Annotated in this window: 15 protein-coding genes and 1 tRNA gene; 13 read left to right on the forward strand and 3 right to left on the reverse strand. The window is 63.1% G+C overall.

All coding sequences use genetic code 11. The annotated features are described in order from the left end of the window. Window positions 1-118 precede the first annotated feature (118 nt). Window positions 119-1,291 carry an acetylornithine deacetylase gene (gene argE / locus RX329_RS18855; RefSeq protein WP_085357974.1) on the reverse strand — a complete coding sequence of 391 codons (1,173 nt, stop codon included), beginning with the start codon at window positions 1,289-1,291 and terminating at the stop codon, window positions 119-121. A 994-nt stretch (window positions 1,292-2,285) separates the two neighbouring features. Then, window positions 2,286-3,071, reverse strand: coding sequence for an SDR family NAD(P)-dependent oxidoreductase (locus RX329_RS18860; protein ID WP_085395573.1), 786 nt, complete (start codon window positions 3,069-3,071; stop codon window positions 2,286-2,288). A 134-nt stretch (window positions 3,072-3,205) separates the two neighbouring features. On the opposite strand from RX329_RS18860, the gene RX329_RS18865 reads away from it, so the two are divergent. The 3 genes from RX329_RS18865 to RX329_RS18875 all read left to right on the forward strand — a co-directional run bounded on the left by RX329_RS18865 (window position 3,206) and on the right by RX329_RS18875 (window position 6,258). Further along, a complete protein-coding gene (locus RX329_RS18865) occupies window positions 3,206-3,904 on the forward strand; it encodes a histidine phosphatase family protein (RefSeq protein ID WP_018456439.1) in 699 nt (232 codons plus the stop codon). 67 nt (window positions 3,905-3,971) lie between these two features. Next, on the forward strand, window positions 3,972-4,739 hold the full coding sequence (locus RX329_RS18870) for an SDR family NAD(P)-dependent oxidoreductase (protein ID WP_085395575.1): 768 nt from the start codon (window positions 3,972-3,974) through the stop codon (window positions 4,737-4,739). A gap of 145 nt (window positions 4,740-4,884) precedes the next feature. Further along, on the forward strand, window positions 4,885-6,258 hold the full coding sequence (locus tag RX329_RS18875) for an IS30 family transposase (RefSeq protein WP_317246321.1): 1,374 nt from the start codon (window positions 4,885-4,887) through the stop codon (window positions 6,256-6,258). Window positions 6,259-6,368: 110 nt separating this feature from the next. Here RX329_RS18875 and RX329_RS18880 read toward each other — a convergent pair whose 3' ends face one another. Next, window positions 6,369-7,619: a serine hydrolase domain-containing protein gene (locus RX329_RS18880; RefSeq protein WP_085351273.1), complete on the reverse strand. Its 1,251-nt coding sequence runs from the start codon at window positions 7,617-7,619 to the stop codon at window positions 6,369-6,371. Window positions 7,620-7,781: 162 nt separating this feature from the next. Between RX329_RS18880 and RX329_RS18885 the strand changes: the two genes are divergently transcribed. The 10 genes from RX329_RS18885 to rpoC all read left to right on the forward strand — a co-directional run bounded on the left by RX329_RS18885 (window position 7,782) and on the right by rpoC (window position 21,984). After that, window positions 7,782-7,857, forward strand: a tRNA-Trp gene (locus RX329_RS18885). A gap of 636 nt (window positions 7,858-8,493) precedes the next feature. Beyond that, complete coding sequence (secE, locus tag RX329_RS18890) at window positions 8,494-8,685, forward strand: preprotein translocase subunit SecE (RefSeq protein ID WP_007602984.1); 192 nt, start codon at window positions 8,494-8,496, stop codon at window positions 8,683-8,685. After that, window positions 8,685-9,239 carry a transcription termination/antitermination protein NusG gene (gene nusG, locus RX329_RS18895; RefSeq protein WP_007602985.1) on the forward strand — a complete coding sequence of 185 codons (555 nt, stop codon included), beginning with the start codon at window positions 8,685-8,687 and terminating at the stop codon, window positions 9,237-9,239. The genes secE and nusG overlap by 1 nt, the downstream gene beginning before the upstream one ends. A gap of 130 nt (window positions 9,240-9,369) precedes the next feature. After that, window positions 9,370-9,798 (forward strand): 50S ribosomal protein L11, encoded by a 429-nt coding sequence (rplK, locus tag RX329_RS18900; protein ID WP_018456444.1) that lies wholly within the window; start codon window positions 9,370-9,372, stop codon window positions 9,796-9,798. Window positions 9,799-9,804: 6 nt separating this feature from the next. Beyond that, window positions 9,805-10,497, forward strand: coding sequence for a 50S ribosomal protein L1 (gene rplA, locus RX329_RS18905; RefSeq protein ID WP_007602988.1), 693 nt, complete (start codon window positions 9,805-9,807; stop codon window positions 10,495-10,497). A gap of 90 nt (window positions 10,498-10,587) precedes the next feature. After that, the gene (locus RX329_RS18910) at window positions 10,588-11,535 is read left to right on the forward strand and encodes a 2-hydroxyacid dehydrogenase (protein ID WP_317246322.1); all 948 of its coding nucleotides are present in this window, start codon (window positions 10,588-10,590) and stop codon (window positions 11,533-11,535) included. Between the two features lie 577 nt (window positions 11,536-12,112). Next, entirely contained in the window at window positions 12,113-12,631 is a 519-nt protein-coding gene (rplJ, locus tag RX329_RS18915; protein ID WP_026233178.1) for a 50S ribosomal protein L10, read from the forward strand. 54 nt (window positions 12,632-12,685) lie between these two features. After that, entirely contained in the window at window positions 12,686-13,063 is a 378-nt protein-coding gene (gene rplL / locus RX329_RS18920) for a 50S ribosomal protein L7/L12 (protein WP_007602994.1), read from the forward strand. 482 nt (window positions 13,064-13,545) lie between these two features. Beyond that, on the forward strand, window positions 13,546-17,661 hold the full coding sequence (gene rpoB, locus RX329_RS18925) for a DNA-directed RNA polymerase subunit beta (protein ID WP_018456447.1): 4,116 nt from the start codon (window positions 13,546-13,548) through the stop codon (window positions 17,659-17,661). 126 nt (window positions 17,662-17,787) lie between these two features. Continuing rightward, window positions 17,788-21,984: a DNA-directed RNA polymerase subunit beta' gene (gene rpoC, locus RX329_RS18930; protein ID WP_026233179.1), complete on the forward strand. Its 4,197-nt coding sequence runs from the start codon at window positions 17,788-17,790 to the stop codon at window positions 21,982-21,984.

Raw genomic sequence — 21,984 nt, forward strand, 5'->3', positions numbered from 1 at the left:
CTACGGGTGTCTCCAGACGCTCGTCATTGCGAGCGAAGCGAAGCAATCCAGAATCTTCGCACGGTGGCAGTCTGGATTGCTTCGTCGCAAGAGCTCCTCGCAATGACGCGGAAACACCTCACCCCTTCACGCAATGCGCGATCAGCTTCTCCACGAAGCCTGCGCATTTCTCCAGCTCCGCCATTTCCACGAACTCGTCCGGCGTGTGCGCCTGCGCGATCGAGCCGGGGCCGATCACCACTGACGGGATATCGGCCATGCTGGCGAACAGGCTCGCCTCGGTACCGAAGGCGACCTTGGCGTGGTCGTTGCGCCCCGCGAGGCTCTTGGCCAGCGTGACGATGGTGGCGTCGGCGGCGGTGTCGAGGGCGGGATAATCGAGGATCTCTTCGAAGTCGATGCCGCACTCCGGGTGTCGCGCCCTCATCGCCGGCTCGATCTCGGTCTTGGCCCAGGCGACGATCGCATCCGTCACCTCCCTGGATTCGGTTATGCCGATGCCGCGGCATTCGAAATCCACCGTGCAGGTATCGGGCACGATGTTGAGCGCGGCGCCGCCATGCACGATGCTGGTGAGCAGCGTCGAGTGCGGGACATCGTAGAGGCTGTTCGTTGCTTTCGTGCTTGCGAGTTGCAACGCGCGGCGGCGGATTTCGACGATCAGCTCGGCGGCGTATTCGATCGCGTTGACGCCCTCGGGCGCGATCGAGGAGTGGCGGGCGAGGCCCTGGAACGTGGCGCGCACGCCGTGCTTGCCCTTGTGGCCGATGATGACCTTCATCTCGGTCGGCTCGCCGATGAAGGCGCCGAGCGGCTTGATCCGTTTCTTCGCGACCTCGCGCAGCATCGGCCGCACGCCGACGCAACCGATCTCCTCGTCATAGGAGATGGCGAGATGAATCGGCGTTGCAAGCTTCGCCTCCAGCATCTCCGGCACCATGGCAAGGCACACCGCGACGAATCCCTTCATGTCGGTGGTGCCGCGGCCGTAAAGCTTGCCGTCGCGCTCGATCAGCTTGAAGGGATCGTGGCTCCAGTCCTGGCCGACCACAGGCACCACGTCGGTATGTCCCGACAGCACCAGGCCGGGGCGGTCCTCGGGTCCAATGGTGACCCATAGCGCGGCTTTCTGTCCGGTCTCGTCGACGATGCGCTCACTCTTGACGCCGTGTGCGGCGAGGTAGCTCTCGATATGCGCGATCAGGGGCAGGTTGGAGCGATCGCTGATCGTGTCGAAGCCGACGAGGTCGGCGAGCAGCTTGCGAATACGGTCGGGTCTTGAGCTTGGCATTGTCACGTTCTTGTCAGGGGGATGGAAGCTGAAGTGCTTGCACGAACCATACCAACGTCGCCTCTGGTAGAGCAAATCAACACAGACCGGTAGCCCGGGTGAGCGAAGCGATACCCGGGGCAGCTCGTGGTCGGAATCCCGGATGTCGCTTCGCTCATCCGGGCTACAAGCCCTTGCGTTGAGCGACGGGCAAAACACCCCAATTGCCGGTCAACCCGCGCCGTCGAAAATATTCCACTTTACCGAAATTCGGAAATCACGTATGTGTCGCCGCAACCCGGCCCAAGGAAGAGGGGCGTATCGCGATCGTCACGAACGCGGGCCGGACAGCGGCGGACGCTGGGCCACACCGGCGCGAATGGTTTCGCAGGGCGGGCAACCGTGAGCGAAGGCGTCGCGCACACGACCGGTGCTGACAGCGTACGGCAAAACCGTGTCGTCCTGACGCCCGGGGTCTGTGCGTCAAGTCTTGTGGTGATGTGGCGGCCCGACCGGGTTCGCGCATCAGCCATCCATGAGGCGACGGGGGCAATAGTGCATCGCTCCCCGGGGAGAGCACGGCATAAGCCGTAAAACCGCTGCGCAGGGAAGGCCGGACGTTTTGGCTTCACCTGTATGCCGCTGTGCAGATTTTTTACTGCAACTTCGCACAGTGGACCGCGGGTGCCAGCCGGCGCCCGGTCTTCCCTGCGCCCTCTTTCATTCGAGGGTGAGGCGACCAAGCAAAGCTCGGGCGAACAAGCCGCGAGAGGGCGAAGGTGTGTCTGCGAACGGGAATGCGAATGGAAGCGCGACCCTGCCACCCACAGACTCCGTCATTGCGAGCACAGCGAAGCAATCCAGGCTGACGCCGCGGAAAGACTCTGGATTGCTTCGCTGTGCTCGCAATGACGATGCTGAAGCAGTTGCGCGCCAAAACTTCTGTCTCGTGCCCCGGACGCAGCGCAGCAGCGTGAGAAAGCTGCAGCGCGTCCGGGACGCGAGAGTGCGTGAACTAAACCGGCTTCCCCGTATACGGCATCGACGCCGTCAGTCCGCCGTCCACCGGGAAGGCCTGGCCATTGACGTACGACGCCTCGTCGCTGGCCAAGAACAGTCCCATCGCGGCGAGCTCGTGCGGCTGGCCGGGGCGCTTGAGCGGATTGAGCTGGCCGATCTTGTCGGCGGTGCCGCGCTCCTTGGCGCGGTCGAAGATCGGCTTGGTCATGCCGGTCTCGATCAGGCCCGGGCACACCGCGTTGATGCGCACACCGGTACCGGTGAGCGAATAGGCGGTGGTCTGCACCAGGGAGATGACGCCGGCCTTGCTCGCGGCATAGGGATGTCCGCTGGCGCCGGCCTTGAGGCCCGCGACGGACGCGGTGAGCACGATCGCGCCGGACTGCTGCTTCACCATGTGCGGCATGGCATGCTTCACCGCGAGAAACGGCCCGATCAGGTTGATGCGCAAGACTTCCTGCCATTGCTCGACGGTCTGCTCGCCGAGCGGAACGAGTCCGCCGGAGACGCCGGCATTGGCCCAGATCACGTCGAGCCGGCCGTGCGTCTTCACCGCCTTGTCGATCACGGCCATGACGTCCTTTTCGGAGCCCGCATCCGCCATCATGGCTTCCGCGACACCGCCGGCCTTCTTCACCTCCTCGACCGTCTCCTTCACCGCCTCGCTGCGATCGACCGCGATCAGCTTGGCGCCTTCCCTGGTGAACAGCAGCGCGGCCGCGCGGCCGATGCCGCTGCCGGCACCGGTGATGATGACGGATTTGCCTTGCAGACGGCCCATGCGGTTTCTCCCTTTGGTTCGCGCGCGACGCTTGCCGCGCGACGGAATTTCAAACAAGATTTCAAACGGTAAAGTGTCTTGAGACACGTTCGCTACTGACGTACAGCGACATCAGACGGGATGGAAGGGTTTCGATGGCAGGTGCAGACAAACCCAAAGTGGTCACGACACGCTGGTGGTGGGTCCGTCACGCGCCCGTGCGCAATGACGGTGGCAACATCTACGGTCAGTCCGATCTCGCCTGCGACACCAGCGATACCTACGTCTTCAATGCTGTTGCCAAGGTGCTGCCACGCAAGGCGGTCTGGTATTCGAGCAATCTGATGCGCACCCATCAGACCGCCGAAGCGATCTGGGCGGCCGGATTCCCGAGGCCTGCATCGATGAAATGGGAGGCGGACCTCGCCGAACAGAATCTCGGTCGCTGGCAGGGCATGAACCGCGCCGAGTTCATCGCCAGCCGTCCCGTCGGCTCGAGCTGGTTTGCCGACATCAACGAGCCTGCACCCGGCGGCGAAAGCTTCATGGACCTCTACAACCGCACCCGCCGCACCATCGAGCGGATCAACAATGAGGCCGCCGGGCAGGACGTGATCGCGGTCGCACATGGCGGCACCATCAAGGCGGCGCTGGGGCTGGCGCTCGACAATCAGCCGGAGCGAGGGCTCGCGTTCGATATCGACAATTGCTCGGTGACGCGGCTCGACTATTTCGCAAGCCCCGAACGCAATGTCTGGCGGCTGCCGATGGTGAACCAGCAGCCGTGGATCGCGGACGATGCGCATGCGGCGATGCATCAACCCGCGGGACCGGAAGTCAAGAAGCTCGCCTGAGCAATTGCCCGGTGGCGCGGACGCGGCGTAAGCTTCAAGCAATCAAAACGTACTCTGGGAGAGAAACATGACCTTGTTCGACATGAAGGGGAAAGTCGCCGTCATCACTGGTTCGACGCGCGGCATTGGGCTTGCGATCGCCGAGCGCATGGCCGAGCACGGCGCCAAGGTGGTGATCTCCTCGCGCAAGGCCGACGTTTGCGACCAGGTCGCCAAGAGCATCAACGACAAGTTCGGCAAGGGCACGGCGGTTGCGATCGCCGCCAACATCTCGTCGAAGGAAAATCTGCAGAACCTCATCGACGAGAGCAACCGCGCCTTCGGCAAGATCGACGTGCTGGTCTGCAACGCCGCGTCGAACCCGTATTACGGTCCGCTCGCCGGCATCTCCGACGATCAGTTCAGAAAGATCCTGGACAACAACATCGTGGCCAACAACTGGCTGATCTCGATGGTGGTGCCGCAGATGATCGAGCGCAAGGATGGCTCGATCATCATCGTCTCCTCGATTGGCGGCCTGAAAGGCTCGACCATCCTCGGTGCCTACGCGATCTCGAAGGCCGCTGACATGCAGCTCGCGCGCAATTTGGCCTGCGAATACGGCCCGCACAACATCCGCGTGAACTGCATCGCGCCTGGCCTGATCAAGACCGATTTCGCGAAAGCGTTGTGGGACAATCCGGAGAATTTGAAAGCCTCGACTGCGCGTTCGCCGCTGCTGCGCATCGGGATCCCCGACGAGATCGCGGGCGCCGCGGTGTTCCTGGGCTCGAAGGCCGGCGACTTCATGACAGGCCAGACCATGGTGATCGACGGCGGCGCGACGATCAGTTGAGGCCCCAATAGGTGTCATCGCCCGCGAAGGCGGGCGATCCAGTACTCCGCGGCCTTTCGTTGGAGAGCTCGCTCTCACCACATCCGCCCCGGAGTACTGGGCGGGTTCAAACGGTCGTCGCAACACCAGGAGTTTGGAGGTTGCGATGAACGTTGTAAGGCGCAGATCGGCGCGGTCAGGACGAGCCCCATTGCCGTCGCCGGGACGGCCCTCTATTGCCGGGCGCGATGAACAGAATAAATTTTGGCGGGCGATTGCCGCTGGGTTAAGCAGCGAAGATGCTGCACTCGAAGCCGGATTGTCACAACCTGTCGGAAGCAGATTATTCCGAAAGGCGGGCGGCATCCCACCAGCGATGTTCAGATCTTCGGCAAAGGCTCTCTCCGGGCGGTATCTCTCGTTGAATGAGCGCGAGGAGATCGCACTTCTCAAGGTGCAGGGCCATTCCATACAGGAGATTGGACGTCGCCTGGGGCGGGCTGCTTCCACAGTCTCCCGTGAACTGCGGCGCAACGCGGCCACTCGCGGCGGCGGGTTGGGGTATCGGGCAATAACTGCCCAATGGCATGCGGATCGATCCGCCCGCCGGCCTAAGCCGACCAAGCTTGCGCTCAATGCAACCTTGCGCACTTATGTGGAGGAAAGACTTGCTGGCGGCGTCGTAGCCCCGACCGGCGCTCCCGTTCCTGGTCCCGCCGTTCCGTGGAAGGGGCGGCGGCATGGCCAGCGCAAGGATCGGCGATGGGCCAAAGCCTGGAGCCCTGAGCAGATTGCCCGACGCTTGCCGATCGACTTCCCGGACGACAAGACGATGCGCATCAGCCACGAAGCTACCTATCAAGCCCTCTTCGTTCAGGGCCGTGGCGCGCTACGCCGCGAGCTGACGGCCTGCTTGCGAACAGGGCGTGTGTTACGGATGCCCAGAGCGCGCGTACGCAGGCGAGGCAAGGGCTTTGTCTCGCCGGAGATCATGATCAGTGAGCGCCCTGCTGAAGCTGCCGATCGAGCAGTGCCGGGACATTGGGAGGGGGACCTTATCCTCGGTCTTGGCAGCTCGGCCATCGGCACGCTGGTCGAGCGCACGACGCGCTTTACGATGCTCTTGCACCTTCCACGGTTGGCGGGGCATGGCGAAGCTCCGCGCGCGAAGAACGGGCCAGCCCTTGCGGGACATGGGGCCGAAGCCGTGCGCGACGCGATCACGCGCACCATGATCACTTTGCCCGAAGAGCTGCGCCGTTCGCTAACATGGGATCAGGGAGCCGAAATGGCTAAGCACGATCGTCTCAAGATCGATGCGGGTATCCAGGTCTACTTCTGCGACCCGCAAAGCCCATGGCAGCGCGGCACTAACGAGAACACCAACGGGCTGCTGCGGCAGTACTTCCCGAAAGGCACGGACCTGAGCATCCACAGCGCCGAGGAGATATCCGCTGTGGCAGCGGCCCTCAATGCCCGACCGCGGAAGACACTAGGCTGGAAAACGCCGGCAGAGGCGCTTGACGATCTTCTGTTATGAGTGAAAGTAACTGGTGTTGCGACGACCGTTTGAATCCCCCCTGGATGCCCCGGTCAAGCCGGGGCATGACAGCGAAAATGTGATGCAGCGCCGCGCATAGCGGCGCCGCTTCAATCCACCGCCGCGTACACCAGATCCCGCACCAGCGTCCGCGTAAAATCGCGCTGTCCCGGGCCCTGGCTCATGAATACGACGAACAGATCCTCCTTCGGATCGATCCAGAAGAACGTCCCCGCAATGCCGCTCCAGAAAAACTGGCCAACGCTGCCGGGGAAGGGCGCGATGCCGGCTTCGCGCCGCACCGCGAAGCCGAGGCCGAAACCATGGCCAGGCGACAGCAGCGTGCCATTGGTCTGCACATTCGGGCCGAGATGATCGGAGGCCATCAGCTCCAGCGTCTTGCGGCCGATGATCCTGTTGCCGTCGACCGTGCCGCCATTGCGCAGCATCAGCGCGAAGCGAGCATAGTCCATGGTGGTGGAGACGAGGCCGCCGCCGCCGGACTCCATGATTGGCTGCTCGAGCATGTTGAACAGCGCGACCTTGTCGCCGGTCCAGGGATCGGCCGCGAACGGTTCGGCGAGCCTGTTGGCATTGGCCTCCGCTGTCGAGAAACCGGTCTCGGCCATCTGCAACGGCGCGAGAATGCGCTCGGTGAGGTACGTGCCGAGCGACTTGCCGCTGACGACCTCGATAATGCGCCCGAGGATGTCGGTCGAGCGACTGTAGTTGAACTCGTCGCCGGGATGGCAGACCAGCGGGAAGCTCGCCACCAGGGCGGCGTGCTCGGCATTGGTGATCTTGCGGCTACGCACCCGCGAGTTTTGATAGATCTTGTGCACGGGGCCGTCGCCCTGGTGCTCGTAGGTCAGGCCGGAGGTGTGGCGGAGCAGGTCCTGCACCGTCATCGGGCGCTTCGGCGGAACCAGTTCCAGCTTGCCGCCGCTGACCACGCCGACCTTCTGGTCGGCGAACTCCGGGATGAATTTCGCGATGGGGTCGGCAAGAATCAGGTGCCCATCTTCGACCAGCGTCATGATGCCGACCGACACGATCGGCTTGGTCATCGAGAAGATGCGAAAGATCGAATCTTGCGCCATCGGCGCCGCGCCCGTCGGGCTCTGCCTGCCGAGCGCCTCGAACCAGCCGACCTGGCCGTGCCGTGCCGCCAGCACGGTGACGCCCGGAATGGTTCCCTTGTCGATCTCGCGCTTGAAGGCGTCCGACATGGCCTGGAGGCGAGGGCGCGACAGCCCGAGCGTCTCGGGGCGGGATTCCGGCAGAGGCGGAGTCTTCGGTGCGATCGAGGGCCAAGGGGCGGCTGTCGCGGACGCTTGGGCAGTAGACGCTTGGGCAGTCATGGGCACTCCCGGTGCTTATTATTGTTCGGAGCGGACTGTGGCCCAGAAGGCGCGGCACAAACAAGCGAAGCCAGCGCGCTTCACCCTTGCAATCCGGTCTTGCAATCCGGCCGCCCCCTGTGCTTCAAAGCGGCCTGATCCGGGCGGCAACGCAGGGTCCGTAGGAGTGTAGCTCAATTGGTAGAGCACCGGTCTCCAAAACCGGGGGTCGCAGGTTCGAGCCCTGCCACTCCTGCCAGCGAAATCAAACACTTAGCTAGAACGTGGGCGATCAGCCATCGGCCGGATATTGCTGCCGGACGGCGTGAATCCTAGCCGCTGACCTGCCGTTTCCAGATCGCCTCTGCAAGGGCGATCTCGGCCACGGAATCTGCGCCGGAAGCCACGGCGTCCTCTGCTCCACGATATCGGCGACGAATGCCTCGGCCTGACGCCGAAACGCCCAACTCTTGCCGCGCGACAATTCAGTGGGTTGTCCTTGCTGATGGAGAACGACCTCTGCCTCCTGCTCGGCAAAGGCGGGGGCAATTCGATGGTGAGCGCGCCCAGCTCGAACGCGTTGGGCTGCGACCTTGGGACGGCGCATTGCAGGCGGCAGATAAACCCTTGATCGGCCTGATCTCTGGTCCGTCGCCCGTGGAGGCCGTTTTGCCCACGCCGGCCCTCGCTATCTTGACCTTTGGCCCCATCCGCAGTAGATACCGCGCACTCGCAGCCGGCCCGTTAGACGCGGATCTCCGGCGCGGCTTTGAAATCCCCGAACAATCGAGTCCGGTTTCCGGCTCATCCTTCGAGACAGAGGGCTGGGCCAACGGCGGCTGTTCGGATCCCTGAAATTCATTCGCGTCTGTCGACGGACGTTGGACATCAAACGATGGCAGTCAGCCCGTTCAAGTTCTTGCAGGAAGTCCGCTCGGAGACCGCCAAGGTCACCTGGCCGACCCGCCGCGAGACCACGATCACCACCATCATGGTGTTCGTGATGGTCGCCGTGGCCTCGATCTTCTTCTTCGCCGCCGACCAGATCATCCGCGTCCTCATCACCTTCCTTCTGGGCATTCACTGATGGCAACAGCAACGGCTCAATTGTCTGACAAGCGCTGGTACATCGTCCACGCCTATTCGAACTTCGAGAAGAAGGTCGCCGAATCGATCCGCGAGCAGGCCAAGCAGCGCGGGCTCGAGGAGCTGTTCGAGCTGGTGTTGGTCCCGACCGAAAAGGTCACGGAAGTGCGCCGCGGCCGCAAGATCGACGCCGAGCGCAAGTTCTTCCCGGGCTACGTGCTGGTGAAGATGAAGCTGACCGACGAGGCGTTTCATCTGATCAAGAACACGCCGAAGGTGACCGGCTTCCTCGGCGCGGAAAACAAGCCGATGCCGATCTCGGAAGCCGAGGCCATGCGCATTCTGCACCAGGTGCAGGAGGGCGTGGAGCGGCCGAAGGCGTCGGTGTCGTTCGAAATCGGCGAGAACGTGCGCGTGGCCGACGGCCCGTTTGCCTCGTTCTCGGGTGTGGTCGAGGAAATCGACGAGGCGCGCTCGCGCGTGAAGGTCGCGGTGTCGATCTTCGGCCGCGCCACGCCGGTCGAACTGGAATTCGGTCAGGTCGAGAAGGTCTGATCGGGTAGGCGTGAGGCTTCGGTCTCGCGCAACAAGAGGCCGTGGGAGGGAGAGGGCGGTTGCCAGCCGCATCCGACCCAGACCACGAACCTGAAACCGCCGGCCCAGGCCGGCCCAACAGGAGTGATACATGGCAAAGAAAGTGACCGGATACCTGAAGCTTCAGGTCCCGGCCGGTGCGGCGAATCCTTCGCCCCCGATCGGTCCCGCGCTCGGTCAGCGCGGTCTCAACATCATGGAGTTCTGCAAGGCGTTCAACGCCCAGACCCAGAAGGAAGAGAAAAACACCCCGATTCCCGTCGTGATTACGATCTACGCCGATCGTTCCTTCACGTTCGAGATGAAGACGCCGCCGATGTCCTTCTTCCTCAAGCAGGCTGCCAAGATCCAGTCCGGCTCCAAGGCGCCGGGCCGTGACAAGGCGGGTGCGGTGACCAAAGCGCAGGTGCGCGAGATCGCCGAGAAGAAGATGAAGGATCTCAATTGCGATTCCATCGAAGCGGCCATGAAGATGGTCGAGGGCTCTGCCCGCTCGATGGGTCTGGAAGTGGCAGGGTAAGCGGTCATGGCAATCGGAAAACGTTTGAACAAAGCCCGCGAAGGTATTGATCGCGAAAAGCTTTACCCGCTCGCAGACGCCATCAAGATGGTCAAGGAACGCGCGAAAGCGAAGTTCGACGAGACCATCGAGGTCGCGATCAATCTCGGCGTCGATCCGCGTCACGCCGACCAGATGGTCCGCGGCGTTGTGACCCTGCCGAACGGCACCGGCCGTACGCTCCGCGTCGGCGTGTTCGCCCGCGGCGCCAAGGCCGACGAGGCCAAGGCTGCCGGAGCCGACGTCGTCGGCGCCGAGGACCTGGTCGAGAAGGTGCAGAACGGCACGATCGATTTCGATCGTTGTATTGCGACCCCCGACATGATGCCGCTGGTCGGTCGTCTCGGTAAGGTGCTGGGCCCGCGCGGCCTGATGCCGAACCCGAAGATCGGCACCGTGACCATGGACGTCACCGGCGCCGTGAAGGGCGCCAAGGGCGGCTCGGTCGAGTTCCGCGTCGAGAAGGCCGGCATCCTGCAGGCTGGCGTCGGCAAGGCCTCGTTCACCGAGGAAAAACTGGTCGAAAACATCAAGGCCTTGGCTGACGCTGTGTCCAAGGCCAAGCCGGCCGGTTCCAAGGGCACCTACATCCAGCGCGTTGCGGTGTCCTCGTCGATGGGCCCCGGCGTGAAGGTCGAGCCGGGCACCATTCTCGGCTAAGGTTTGCAAATGACATGAGGCGAGGGGCGGAATTGGGCAACCGATTCCGCCCCTCGTCGTTTGTGACGGCGTTCACCGGAAACAAGAACAATGACTGACAAGGTCCTGATCTACTCGCGCTTTCCCAAGACGATGATGGCGCGCTTCGCCGAGCGGTTCGAGCTGCTCGACACCGGCGGCAAGCCGGCGCGGGAGATGTTTTCGGCCGACGCGCTCGGCGATATCCGTGCAGTGCTCACCGCCGGCGGCACGCCGCTGGGCGCGGAGGCGATGGACCTGTTTCCCAAGCTCGGTGCCATCGTCTGCTACGGCACCGGCTATGACGGTGTTGACCTGAAGGCCGCTGCTGCCCGCAATATTGCGGTCGGACATAGCCCGGGTGCCAATGCGGCCTCCGTCGCCGACATCGCGATGACCCTGATGCTCGCGGCGACGCGGCGAATCCTGGTGGCCGACCAGTACGTCCGAAGCGGCGATTGGGCCGCGTCAAAGCCCTCGCCGAAGATGCGCCCGCAGGCGGGGATGCCGGGCCGCCGCATCGGCGTCTACGGCATGGGCGAGATCGGCCGCAAGATCGCAGCGCGCTGCGCGTCCTTCGAGAGCGAGATCGGCTATTTCAGCCGCAGCAGGTACGATCTGCCCTATCAATATTTCCCGACCTTGGAGGCGCTGGCCGACTGGTGCAGCGTGCTGATGATCGCGGTCCGGGCAGGAGCCGAGACCCAGCATGCCGTCAGCGCCGATATCCTCAGGCGCCTCGGGGCGGACGGCTATGTCGTCAACATCTCCCGCGGCTCGGTGATCGATGAGAAAGCCCTGGTGCTGGCGCTTACCGAGAAGACCATCGCCGGAGCCGGTCTCGATGTCTATGACAAGGAACCGCACGCTCCTGACGCGCTGACGGCACTGCCCAACGTCGTGTTCTCCCCCCATATTGGCGGCCACACCCTGGAATCGCACGTCGCCATGCAGAACTGCGTGCTGGCGAACCTGACCGCGTTTTTCGAGGGCAAGAAGTTGCCTTACGCGGTCAAATGAGCGGAAACCGGCCCTTTTCGGCCATGGTTAAGCGCGAGCGGCAACGGATTGGAACTGGTGTGAATTTTGCTCTTGGCAAGCAGGCCCCGAGCGGTTAAAGAACCGCTTCCGGACGTGCCGGCCTCGGCTGGCGCGTTCGTGCACGCATTCCGAAAACAAGCGATGGAGATCATTCCTTTTCAGGGCGTCCGTGAGGATTTGCTGGAAAGGGAGGGAAAACCGTCGGGTGTGGGGTGCGGGCAGAGGTCGGGCGGTTCGCCGGCTGACCTTGTCCTGTCCAAGACTGCAGGCGCCCGCGGGGAATTCCGATTTCTCAACGGCTCAATCGCATGGCCTGCATAGACGGGTGAAGACCGGATTTCACGTCGTGACCGCCTTAGGGTCGGTTGCGGAATGGGTTTGGTTCGGACCTCGACACGCCGTGGGCTCTAACGGGCTCTCGGAGGGCAGGCTTTGAATTGTCGTCTTGCCCGGCGTGTCCGATGGGTTTGGCCCTGAGGTTCAGGTTTGGGCGGGACGATGGGTGCAACCCGGCGGTCCCGCTTTCGCGATGACCGCCAACCGGAAAGAGCTTGCTGTGGAACGAGCGGCAAAAAAGGAAGCGGTCGAACAGCTCAATGGGGTCTTCAAGACCACGAGCGTCGCGGTCGTTGCCCAATATTCCGGCCTGACCGTTGCCCAGATGCAGAAGCTGCGCTCGCAGATGAAGCAGGCTGGCGCCTCGGTGAAGGTCTCGAAGAACCGTCTCGCCAAAATTGCTCTTGAAGGCACTGACGTCGTTGCCATCGGCCCCATGCTGAAGGGACCGACCGTGATCGCCACTTCGGACGATCCGGTAGCGGCGCCAAAGGTCGCCGTCGAATTCGCCAAGGCGAACGAAAAGTTCGTCATCATTGGCGGCTCGATGGGAACGACCGTCCTGAATGTCGACGGCGTGAAGGCACTTGCCTCGCTGCCGTCGCTTGACGAACTGCGCGCCAAGATCGTCGGCCTGCTTGTGGCCCCGGCGACCAAGATCGCTCAGCTCGCCAACGCGCCCGCGGGCAAGCTCGCGCGTGTCATTCAGGCTTATGCCTCAAAGAGCGAAGCGGCCTGACGCCCTTCGCAAAACTCAAACCCGAACCAGACTTACATTCAAGGAAACTGAACAATGGCTGACCTGCAGAAGATCGTTGACGACCTCTCGAGCCTCACCGTGCTCGAAGCTGCCGAACTCGCGAAGCTCCTCGAAGAGAAGTGGGGCGTTTCGGCTGCCGCGGCTGTCGCCGTGGCCGGCCCGGCTGGTGGTGGCGCTGCCGCCGCTCCGGCCGAAGAGAAGACCGAGTTCACGGTCGTTCTTGCCGCCGCCGGCGACAAGAAGATCGAGGTCATCAAGGAAGTCCGCGCCATCACCGGCCTGGGCCTGAAGGAAGCAAAGGACCTCGTCGAGGGCGCGCCGAAGCCTGTCAAGGAAGGCGTGAACAAGGACGAAGCCGAGAAGCTCAAGGCCCAGCTCGAGAAGGCTGGCGCGAAGGTCGAGCTCAAGTAAGCAGCGCTTACTGACACGAGATCCCGGTGAGCATCATCGCAACCGGGGTCTCGGTCCGCTCTCCGAAAGGGCGGGCCAGATGCAAAAGGCGTGCGACGGAACGACCCGACGCAGGCCGAACACGAAAAAGTGTGGGGATTTGAGGGTTTGTCCCTCGAATCTGCACTAATGTCGCCCCATATCGGGTCGGCAGCACGAAAGCGCGGTGGGCAGGGATGCCGCATTCCCTGTAAGCCGTTGGGAGAGCAAGCTATTTCGGGCTTTTGCAGTCCGTGAAGAGGTTGGTTGTGACGGGCGGGCGCGCTCCTGCGCCCCGCGCGTCGTTTTGCGTTTTGAAGGTCTGAAGAACAGATTCAGGACATTCCTCCCTGAAACTGAGTCTCCGGCCCCCAAGACGGGTTCGAAAAATTCAACCCGGGGAGCGGCGGTCGCCGCGTTCCGGAGGGCGCGCCCAAATCGGGCGACGAAAATGAGAGGCCACGATGGCGCAGCAGACATTCACCGGTCGCAAACGCGTTCGCAAGTTCTTCGGACACATCAAGGAAGTGGCCGAGATGCCGAACCTCATCGAGGTTCAGAAGGCGTCCTATGACCAGTTCCTGATGGTCGACGAGCCCCAGGGCGGTCGATCGGACGAGGGCTTGCAGGCGGTGTTCCGCTCGGTGTTCCCGATCTCCGACTTCTCGGGCACCTCGATGCTGGAATTCGTCCGCTACGAGTTCGAGCCGCCGAAATACGACGTCGACGAGTGCCGCCAGCGCGGCATGACCTTCGCGGCCCCCCTCAAGGTGACGCTACGCCTCATCGTGTTCGATATCGACGAGGAAACCGGCGCGAAGTCGGTCAAGGACATCAAGGAGCAGGACGTCTACATGGGCGACATCCCGCTCATGACGATGAACGGCACCTTCATCGTCAACGGCACCGAGCGCGTCATCGTCTCGCAGATGCACCGTTCGCCGGGCGTGTTCTTCGACCACGACAAGGGCAAGACCCATTCGTCGGGCAAGCTGCTGTTCGCCGCTCGCGTGATCCCATATCGCGGCTCCTGGCTCGACATCGAGTTCGACGCCAAGGACATCGTCTATGCGCGTATCGACCGTCGCCGCAAGCTTCCGGTGACGTCGCTGATGTTCGCGCTTGGTCTCGACGGCGAGGCGATCCTCAGCACCTTCTACAAGAAGATCCAGTACAAGCGGATCAAGGAAGGCTGGCGCGTTCCGTTCGACGCCAATCGTTTCCGCGGCTACTCGACCATCAACGACCTGATCGACGCCGATACCGGCAAGGTCGTGCTCGAAGCCGGCAAGAAGCTCACCGTGCGCGGTGCGCGTCAGATGCAGGAGAAGGGGCTGAAGGCGCTGCGCCTCTCGGATGCTGAGCTCGTTGGCAACTACATCGCTGAGGACCTCGTCAATCCCAAGACCGGCGAGATCCACGCGGAAGCCGGTGAAGAGATCACCGACAAGTCGATCAAGGTTCTCAACGAGCACGGCTACAAGGAGCTGCCGCTGCTCGACATCGACCACGTCAATGTCGGCGCCTACATCCGCAACACCCTCGCGGCCGACAAGAACATGACGCGCGAGGACGCGCTGTTCGACATCTACCGCGTGATGCGTCCCGGCGAGCCGCCGACGCTGGATTCGGCGCAGGCAATGTTCCAGTCACTGTTCTTCGACGCCGAGCGCTACGACCTCTCGGCGGTCGGTCGCGTCAAGATGAACATGCGCCTCGACCTCGATGCGCCCGACACCCAACGCACGCTCCGCAAGGAAGACATCCTCTCCGTCATCAAGACGCTGGTGGATTTGCGCGACGGCAAGGGCGAGATCGACGACATCGACCATCTCGGCAACCGCCGTGTGCGTTCGGTCGGCGAGCTCATGGAGAACCAGTACCGCATCGGCTTGCTCCGCATGGAGCGCGCGATCAAGGAGCGCATGTCTTCGGTCGACATCGACACGGTCATGCCGCAGGACCTGATCAACGCCAAGCCGGCGGCCGCCGCCGTGCGCGAGTTCTTCGGCTCCTCGCAGCTCTCGCAGTTCATGGACCAGACCAACCCGCTGTCGGAGATCACCCACAAGCGCCGCCTGTCGGCACTTGGACCGGGCGGTCTGACCCGCGAGCGCGCCGGCTTCGAGGTCCGCGACGTGCATCCGACGCATTACGGCCGCATCTGCCCGATCGAGACGCCGGAAGGTCCGAACATCGGCCTGATCAACTCGCTCGCGACCTTCGCGCGCGTGAACAAGTACGGCTTCGTCGAGACGCCTTACCGCAAGGTCAAGGACGGCCGCGTCACCGACGAGGTCGTGTACCTCTCGGCGATGGAAGAGGGCCGCTACACGGTCGCGCAGGCCAACGTGCCGCTCGATCCGAAGGGCCGCTTCACCGAAGATCTCGTGGTCTGCCGTCACGCCGGCGAAGTCTTGCCGGTCACCCCGGACAAGGTCGACTACATGGACGTGTCGCCGAAGCAGCTCGTTTCGGTCGCGGCCGCGCTGATCCCGTTCCTCGAGAACGACGACGCCAACCGCGCGCTGATGGGCTCGAACATGCAGCGCCAGGCGGTGCCGCTGGTTCGCGCCGAAGCGCCGTTCGTCGGCACCGGCATGGAAGGCGTGGTTGCGCGTGACTCGGGTGCTGCGATCGCGGCGCGCCGTTCGGGCGTGATCGACCAGATCGACGCCACCCGCGTCGTGATCCGCGCCACGGAAGATCTCGATCCGACCAAGTCGGGCGTCGATATCTACCGGCTGATGAAGTACCAGCGCTCCAACCAGTCGACCTGCATCAACCAGCGTCCGCTGGTGAAGGTCGGCGACATCGTCAAGAAGGGCGACATCATCGCCGACGGTCCGTCGACCGATCTCGGCGAGCTCGCGCTCGGCCGGAACGTGCTCGTCGCGTTCATGCCGTGGAACGGCTACAACTTCGAAGACTCGATCCTGCTCTCCGAGCGGATCGTGAAGGAAGACGTGTTTACCTCAATTCATATCGAAGAATTCGAGGTAATGGCCCGCGACACCAAGCTCGGACCCGAGGAAATCACCCGCGACATTCCGAACGTCTCGGAAGAAGCGCTGAAGAACCTCGACGAAGCCGGCATCGTGTACATCGGCGCGGAAGTACGCGCCGGTGACATCCTGGTCGGCAAGATCACGCCGAAGGGCGAAAGCCCGATGACGCCGGAAGAAAAGCTCCTGCGCGCCATCTTCGGCGAGAAGGCTTCCGACGTCCGCGACACCTCGCTGCGCGTTCCTCCGGGCGTGCAGGGCACCATCGTCGAAGTGCGCGTGTTCAACCGGCACGGCGTCGACAAGGACGAGCGTGCGCTGGCGATCGAGCGGGAAGAGATCGAGCGTCTGGCCAAGGACCGCGACGACGAGCAGGCGATCCTGGACCGCAACGTCTACAACCGTCTTGCCGAGCTGCTCGAAGGACGGCAGGGCATCGCCGGTCCGAAGGGCTTCAAGAAGGACACCAAGATCACCCGTGCGGTGCTCGAGGAGTACCCGAAGTCGCAGTGGTGGCTGTTCGCTTCGCCGAACGACAAGCTGATGGCCGAGATCGAGGCCATGCGGAAGCAGTACGACGAGTCGAAGAAGGGGCTGGAACAGCGCTTCCTCGACAAGGTCGAAAAGCTTCAGCGCGGTGACGAATTGCCGCCCGGCGTGATGAAGATGGTCAAGGTCTTCGTCGCGGTGAAGCGCAAGATCCAGCCCGGCGACAAGATGGCCGGCCGCCACGGCAACAAGGGCGTGGTGTCGAAGATCGTGCCGATCGAGGACATGCCGTTCCTCGAAGACGGTACGCATGCCGACATCGTGCTCAATCCGCTCGGCGTGCCATCGCGCATGAACGTCGGACAGATCCTCGAGACCCATCTCGGCTGGGCCTGTGCCGGCCTCGGCAAGCGTATCGGCCAGACGGTCGATGCCTATTTGTCGAAGCAGGACATCCGGCCGCTGAAGGAAACCTTGAAGAAGGTCTACGGCGAGGACGAGACGATCAAGTCGCTCAACGACAACGAATTGATCGAGCTCGGCCACAATCTGAGCCGCGGCGTTCCGATCGCGACGCCGGTGTTCGACGGCGCCAAGGAAGCCGACATCGAGGAGATGCTGAAGCTTGCCGGTCTGGACGCTTCGGGCCAGTCGACCGTCTATGACGGCCGCACCGGCGACGCCTTCGACCGCAAGGTGACGGTGGGCTACATCTACATGCTCAAGCTGCACCATCTCGTCGACGACAAGATCCACGCGCGTTCGATCGGTCCGTACTCGCTCGTTACCCAGCAGCCGCTGGGCGGCAAGGCGCAGTTCGGCGGTCAGCGCTTCGGCGAAATGGAAGTGTGGGCGCTCGAGGCTTACGGCGCGGCGTACACGCTCCAGGAGATGCTGACCGTGAAGTCGGACGACGTCGCCGGCCGTACCAAGGTGTACGAGGCGATCGTGCGTGGCGACGACACCTTCGAGGCCGGTATTCCGGAATCGTTCAACGTGCTGGTCAAGGAAATGCGCTCGCTCGGCCTCAACGTCGACTTGCACAATTCCAAGGTCGGACCGGGGACGGCGGAAGCGGCCGAGTAATACGACCCTCATGCCCGGCCTGAATGGCCGGGCATCGGCGCCCAGTCCTCGAATCGAGGGCAGGGCGCCCCGCATAGTGATTTTCGAATTTGCTGCCGGAGGCGACCGGCACGCGAGGAGAAGACGATGAACCAAGAAATTATGAATCTCTTTAATCCGACGACGCCGGCTCAGGTCTTCGACCAGATCCGGATCTCGATCGCGAGCCCCGAGAAGATTCTGTCCTGGTCGTACGGCGAGATCAAGAAGCCGGAAACCATCAACTACCGTACCTTCAAGCCCGAGCGCGACGGCCTATTCTGCGCCCGCATCTTCGGGCCGATCAAGGACTACGAGTGCTTGTGCGGCAAGTACAAGCGCATGAAGTACAAGGGCATCATCTGCGAGAAGTGCTCGGTCGAGGTCACGCTGTCGCGCGTCCGGCGCGAGCGCATGGGCCATATCGAGCTCGCGGCCCCCGTCGCCCACATCTGGTTCCTGAAGTCGCTGCCCTCGCGCATCGGCCTCCTGCTCGACATGACGTTGAAGGATCTCGAGCGGATCCTCTATTTCGAATATTACGTCGTGCTCGAGCCGGGCCTCACCGCGCTGAAGGACCGTCAGCTCTTGTCGGAAGACGAGTATCTGAAGGCGCAGGACGAATACGGCCAGGATTCCTTCACCGCCATGATCGGCGCGGAAGCGATTCGCGAGCTGCTCAAGGGCATGGACCTCGAGAAGCTCGAGCTGACCTTGCGTGCGGAGATGCAGGAGACCGACTCCGACATCAAGCACAAGAAGCTCGCCAAGCGCCTGAAGATCGTGGAAGCGTTCCGCCACTCCGGCAACAAGCCGGAATGGATGATCATGACGGTGGTTCCGGTGATTCCGCCGGACCTGCGTCCGCTGGTGCCGCTGGATGGCGGCCGCTTCGCGACCTCGGACCTCAACGATCTCTACCGCCGCGTCATCAACCGCAACAACCGCCTGAAGCGGCTGATGGAGCTGCGCGCGCCGGACATCATCATCCGCAACGAGAAGCGCATGCTTCAGGAGGCTGTCGACGCGCTGTTCGACAACGGCCGCCGTGGCCGCGTCATCACCGGTGCCAACAAGCGTCCGCTGAAGTCGCTCGCCGACATGCTCAAGGGCAAGCAGGGCCGGTTCCGTCAGAACCTGCTCGGCAAGCGCGTCGACTATTCGGGCCGTTCGGTGATCGTGGTCGGTCCCGAGCTGCGCCTGCATCAGTGCGGTCTGCCGAAGAAGATGGCGCTCGAACTGTTCAAGCCGTTCATCTACTCGCGGCTTGACGCCAAGGGCCTGTCCACCACCGTGAAGCAGGCCAAGAAGCTGGTCGAGAAGGAGCGGCCCGAGGTCTGGGACATCCTGGACGAGGTCATCCGCGAGCATCCCGTGCTGCTCAACCGCGCACCGACGCTGCATCGCCTCGGCATCCAGGCGTTCGAGCCCGTGCTGATCGAGGGCAAGGCGATCCAGCTCCACCCGCTGGTCTGCGCCGCGTTCAACGCCGACTTCGACGGCGACCAGATGGCCGTGCACGTTCCGCTGTCGCTGGAAGCGCAGCTGGAAGCGCGCGTCCTGATGATGTCGACCAACAACATCCTGCATCCGGCGAACGGCCAGCCGATCATCGTGCCGTCGCAGGACATCGTGCTCGGTCTCTACTACGTCTCCATCATGCGCGAAGGCCTGCCCGGCGAGGGCAAGATCTTCGGCGAGATGGCGGAGCTCGAGCACGCGCTGCACGCGAAGGTCATCCACCTCCACACCAAGATCAAGTACCGGTGGGAAGGCATCGACGAGACCGGCAAGATCTCCAGGCGCTGGATCGAGACCACCGCCGGCCGCGTCATGCTGGGCAATTTGCTGCCGAAGAACCCGCGCGTTCCGTACGAGATCATCAACAAGCTGATGACCAAGCGCGAGATCTCCGGCGTCATCGACCAGGTCTACCGCCACTGCGGCCAGAAGGAGACGGTGATCTTCTGCGACCGCATCATGGCGCTCGGCTTCTACAACGCGTTCAAGGCCGGCATCTCGTTCGGCAAGGACGACATGGTCGTGCCGCACTCCAAGTGGAAGATCGTCGACGCTACCCGTACGCTGGCGAAGGATTTCGAGCAGCAGTACAACGACGGTCTGATTACCCATGGCGAGAAGTACAACAAGGTCGTCGACGCCTGGTCGAAGGCCACGGAAGAAATCGCCAAGGCGATGATGAAGGAGATCTCCTCGACCAAGAAGACGGCGAGTGGGGCGGATGCCGACATCAACTCGATCTACATGATGGCTCACTCCGGTGCCCGCGGTTCGCCGGCCCAGATGCGCCAGCTCGCCGGCATGCGCGGCCTGATGGCCAAGCCGTCGGGCGAGATCATCGAGACGCCGATCATCTCGAACTTCAAGGAAGGCCTCTCGGTGCTCGAGTACTTCAACTCGACCCACGGCGCCCGCAAGGGCCTCGCGGACACCGCGTTGAAGACCGCGAACTCCGGCTATCTGACCCGTCGTCTCGTCGACGTCGCGCAGGATTGCATCATCACGCAGGACGATTGCGGCACCAAGCTCGGCATCAAGATGCGCGCCATCGTCGATGCCGGCACCGTGGTCGCTTCGCTCGGCTCGCGCATCCTCGGACGCACGGCCTGCGAAGACGTGCGTGACAGCACGGGCAAGGTGATCTTCAAGCGCGGTACGCTGATGGAAGAGAGCCATCTGGATGCCATCCATCAGGGCGGCGTCCAGGAGGTGAAGATCCGCTCGGCGCTGACCTGCGAGCTCGTCAACGGCATCTGCGGCAAGTGCTACGGCCGCGATCTCGCTCGCGGCACGCCGGTCAACCACGGCGAAGCGGTCGGGGTCATCGCGGCCCAGTCGATCGGCGAGCCGGGCACCCAGCTCACCATGCGCACCTTCCACATCGGCGGTGCGGCGCAGCTGAACGAGCAATCTTTCGTCGAATCCAACTTCGACGGCAAGATCGTGATCAGGAACAAGGCCATCGCCCGCAATAGCGAAGGCCACCTGGTCGCGATGGTTCGCAACATGGTGATCGCGATCGTCGATGCCGACGGCACCGAGCGTGCGACGCACCGTATTCAGTACGGTTCGCGCCTGCACGTCGACGAGGGCGACATGGTCAAGCGTGGCCAGCGTATCGTGGAATGGGATCCCTACACCCGTCCGCTCCTCACCGAGGTCGAAGGTACTATCGGCTTCGAGGATCTGGTCGAGGGACAGTCGATCTCGGAAACGCTCGACGAGGCCACCGGTATTGCCAAGCGCGTGGTCATCGACTGGCGCTCGATGCGCGGCGGCGGGGACCTGCGTCCCGCCATCGTGATCAAGGGCAAGGACGGCAAGGTGCTCAAGCTCGCCCGTGGTGGCGATGCCCGCTACATGCTGTCGGTCGATGCCATTCTGTCGGTCGATGTCGGCGCCAAGGTCCAGGCGGGCGACATTCTCGCCCGTGTCTCGACCGAAAGCGCCAAGACGCGCGACATCACCGGCGGTCTGCCGCGGGTGGCGGAACTGTTCGAGGCTCGGCGTCCGAAGGATGCGGCGATCATCGCCGAAATCGCGGGCACCATCCGGTTTGGGCGCGACTATAAGAACAAGCGTCGCATCTCGATCGAGCCGATGGACAAGACCGAAGAGGCGCGCGAGTACCTGATCCCGAAGGGCAAGCACATCCACCTTCAGGACGGCGACGTCGTCGAAAAGGGCGACTTCATCGTGGAAGGCAATCCGGCGCCGCACGACATTTTGGCGGTCAAGGGCATCGAGGAACTCGCGGCCTATCTGGTCAACGAGATCCAGGAGGTCTATCGGCTCCAGGGCGTGCTCATCAACGATAAGCACATCGAGGTGATCGTCCGTCAGATGCTCCAGAAGGTGGAAGTCACCGACCAGGGCGACACGGACATGATCTCGGGCGAGCAGATCGACAAGATCGAGTTCGACCAGATCAACGCGAAGGCCAAGGAAGAGGGCAAGAAGATCGCCACGGGGACTCCGGTTCTGCTCGGCATCACCAAGGCGAGCCTTCAGACCCGCTCCTTCTTCTCGGCGGCCTCGTTCCAGGAGACCACCCGAGTCCTCACGGAAGCGGCGGTCAACGGCAAGGTCGATCCGCTCGAAGGCCTCAAGGAGAACGTCATCGTCGGCCGGCTGATTCCGGCAGGCACCGGCGCCTCCATGGCGAAGATCCGCGAAGTCGCTGTGAAGCGCGACAAGATGATCCTCGACGAGCGCGAGAAGCAGGCGGCGGTCGTGCCGCCGGCGCCGGAAGTGGAGCCGATGGCGCTGCCACCTGCGGAATGA

It is taken from the genome of Bradyrhizobium sp. BWC-3-1 (assembly GCF_032917965.1).
Lineage (GTDB): Bacteria > Pseudomonadota > Alphaproteobacteria > Rhizobiales > Xanthobacteraceae > Bradyrhizobium > Bradyrhizobium canariense_D.

Coding starts and splice junctions, on each gene's coding strand:
- secE (WP_007602984.1), top strand. CDS start 8,494: ATGGCAGTCAGCCCGTTCAAGTTCTTGCAGGAAGTCCGCTCGGAGACC.
- rplA (WP_007602988.1), top strand. CDS start 9,805: ATGGCAATCGGAAAACGTTTGAACAAAGCCCGCGAAGGTATTGATCGC.
- rplK (WP_018456444.1), top strand. CDS start 9,370: ATGGCAAAGAAAGTGACCGGATACCTGAAGCTTCAGGTCCCGGCCGGT.
- RX329_RS18875 (WP_317246321.1), top strand. CDS start 4,885: ATGAACGTTGTAAGGCGCAGATCGGCGCGGTCAGGACGAGCCCCATTG.
- RX329_RS18880 (WP_085351273.1), bottom strand. CDS start 7,619: ATGACTGCCCAAGCGTCTACTGCCCAAGCGTCCGCGACAGCCGCCCCT.
- RX329_RS18865 (WP_018456439.1), top strand. CDS start 3,206: ATGGCAGGTGCAGACAAACCCAAAGTGGTCACGACACGCTGGTGGTGG.
- nusG (WP_007602985.1), top strand. CDS start 8,685: ATGGCAACAGCAACGGCTCAATTGTCTGACAAGCGCTGGTACATCGTC.
- rpoC (WP_026233179.1), top strand. CDS start 17,788: ATGAACCAAGAAATTATGAATCTCTTTAATCCGACGACGCCGGCTCAG.
- argE (WP_085357974.1), bottom strand. CDS start 1,291: ATGCCAAGCTCAAGACCCGACCGTATTCGCAAGCTGCTCGCCGACCTC.
- RX329_RS18910 (WP_317246322.1), top strand. CDS start 10,588: ATGACTGACAAGGTCCTGATCTACTCGCGCTTTCCCAAGACGATGATG.
- rpoB (WP_018456447.1), top strand. CDS start 13,546: ATGGCGCAGCAGACATTCACCGGTCGCAAACGCGTTCGCAAGTTCTTC.
- rplL (WP_007602994.1), top strand. CDS start 12,686: ATGGCTGACCTGCAGAAGATCGTTGACGACCTCTCGAGCCTCACCGTG.
- RX329_RS18860 (WP_085395573.1), bottom strand. CDS start 3,071: ATGGGCCGTCTGCAAGGCAAATCCGTCATCATCACCGGTGCCGGCAGC.
- RX329_RS18870 (WP_085395575.1), top strand. CDS start 3,972: ATGACCTTGTTCGACATGAAGGGGAAAGTCGCCGTCATCACTGGTTCG.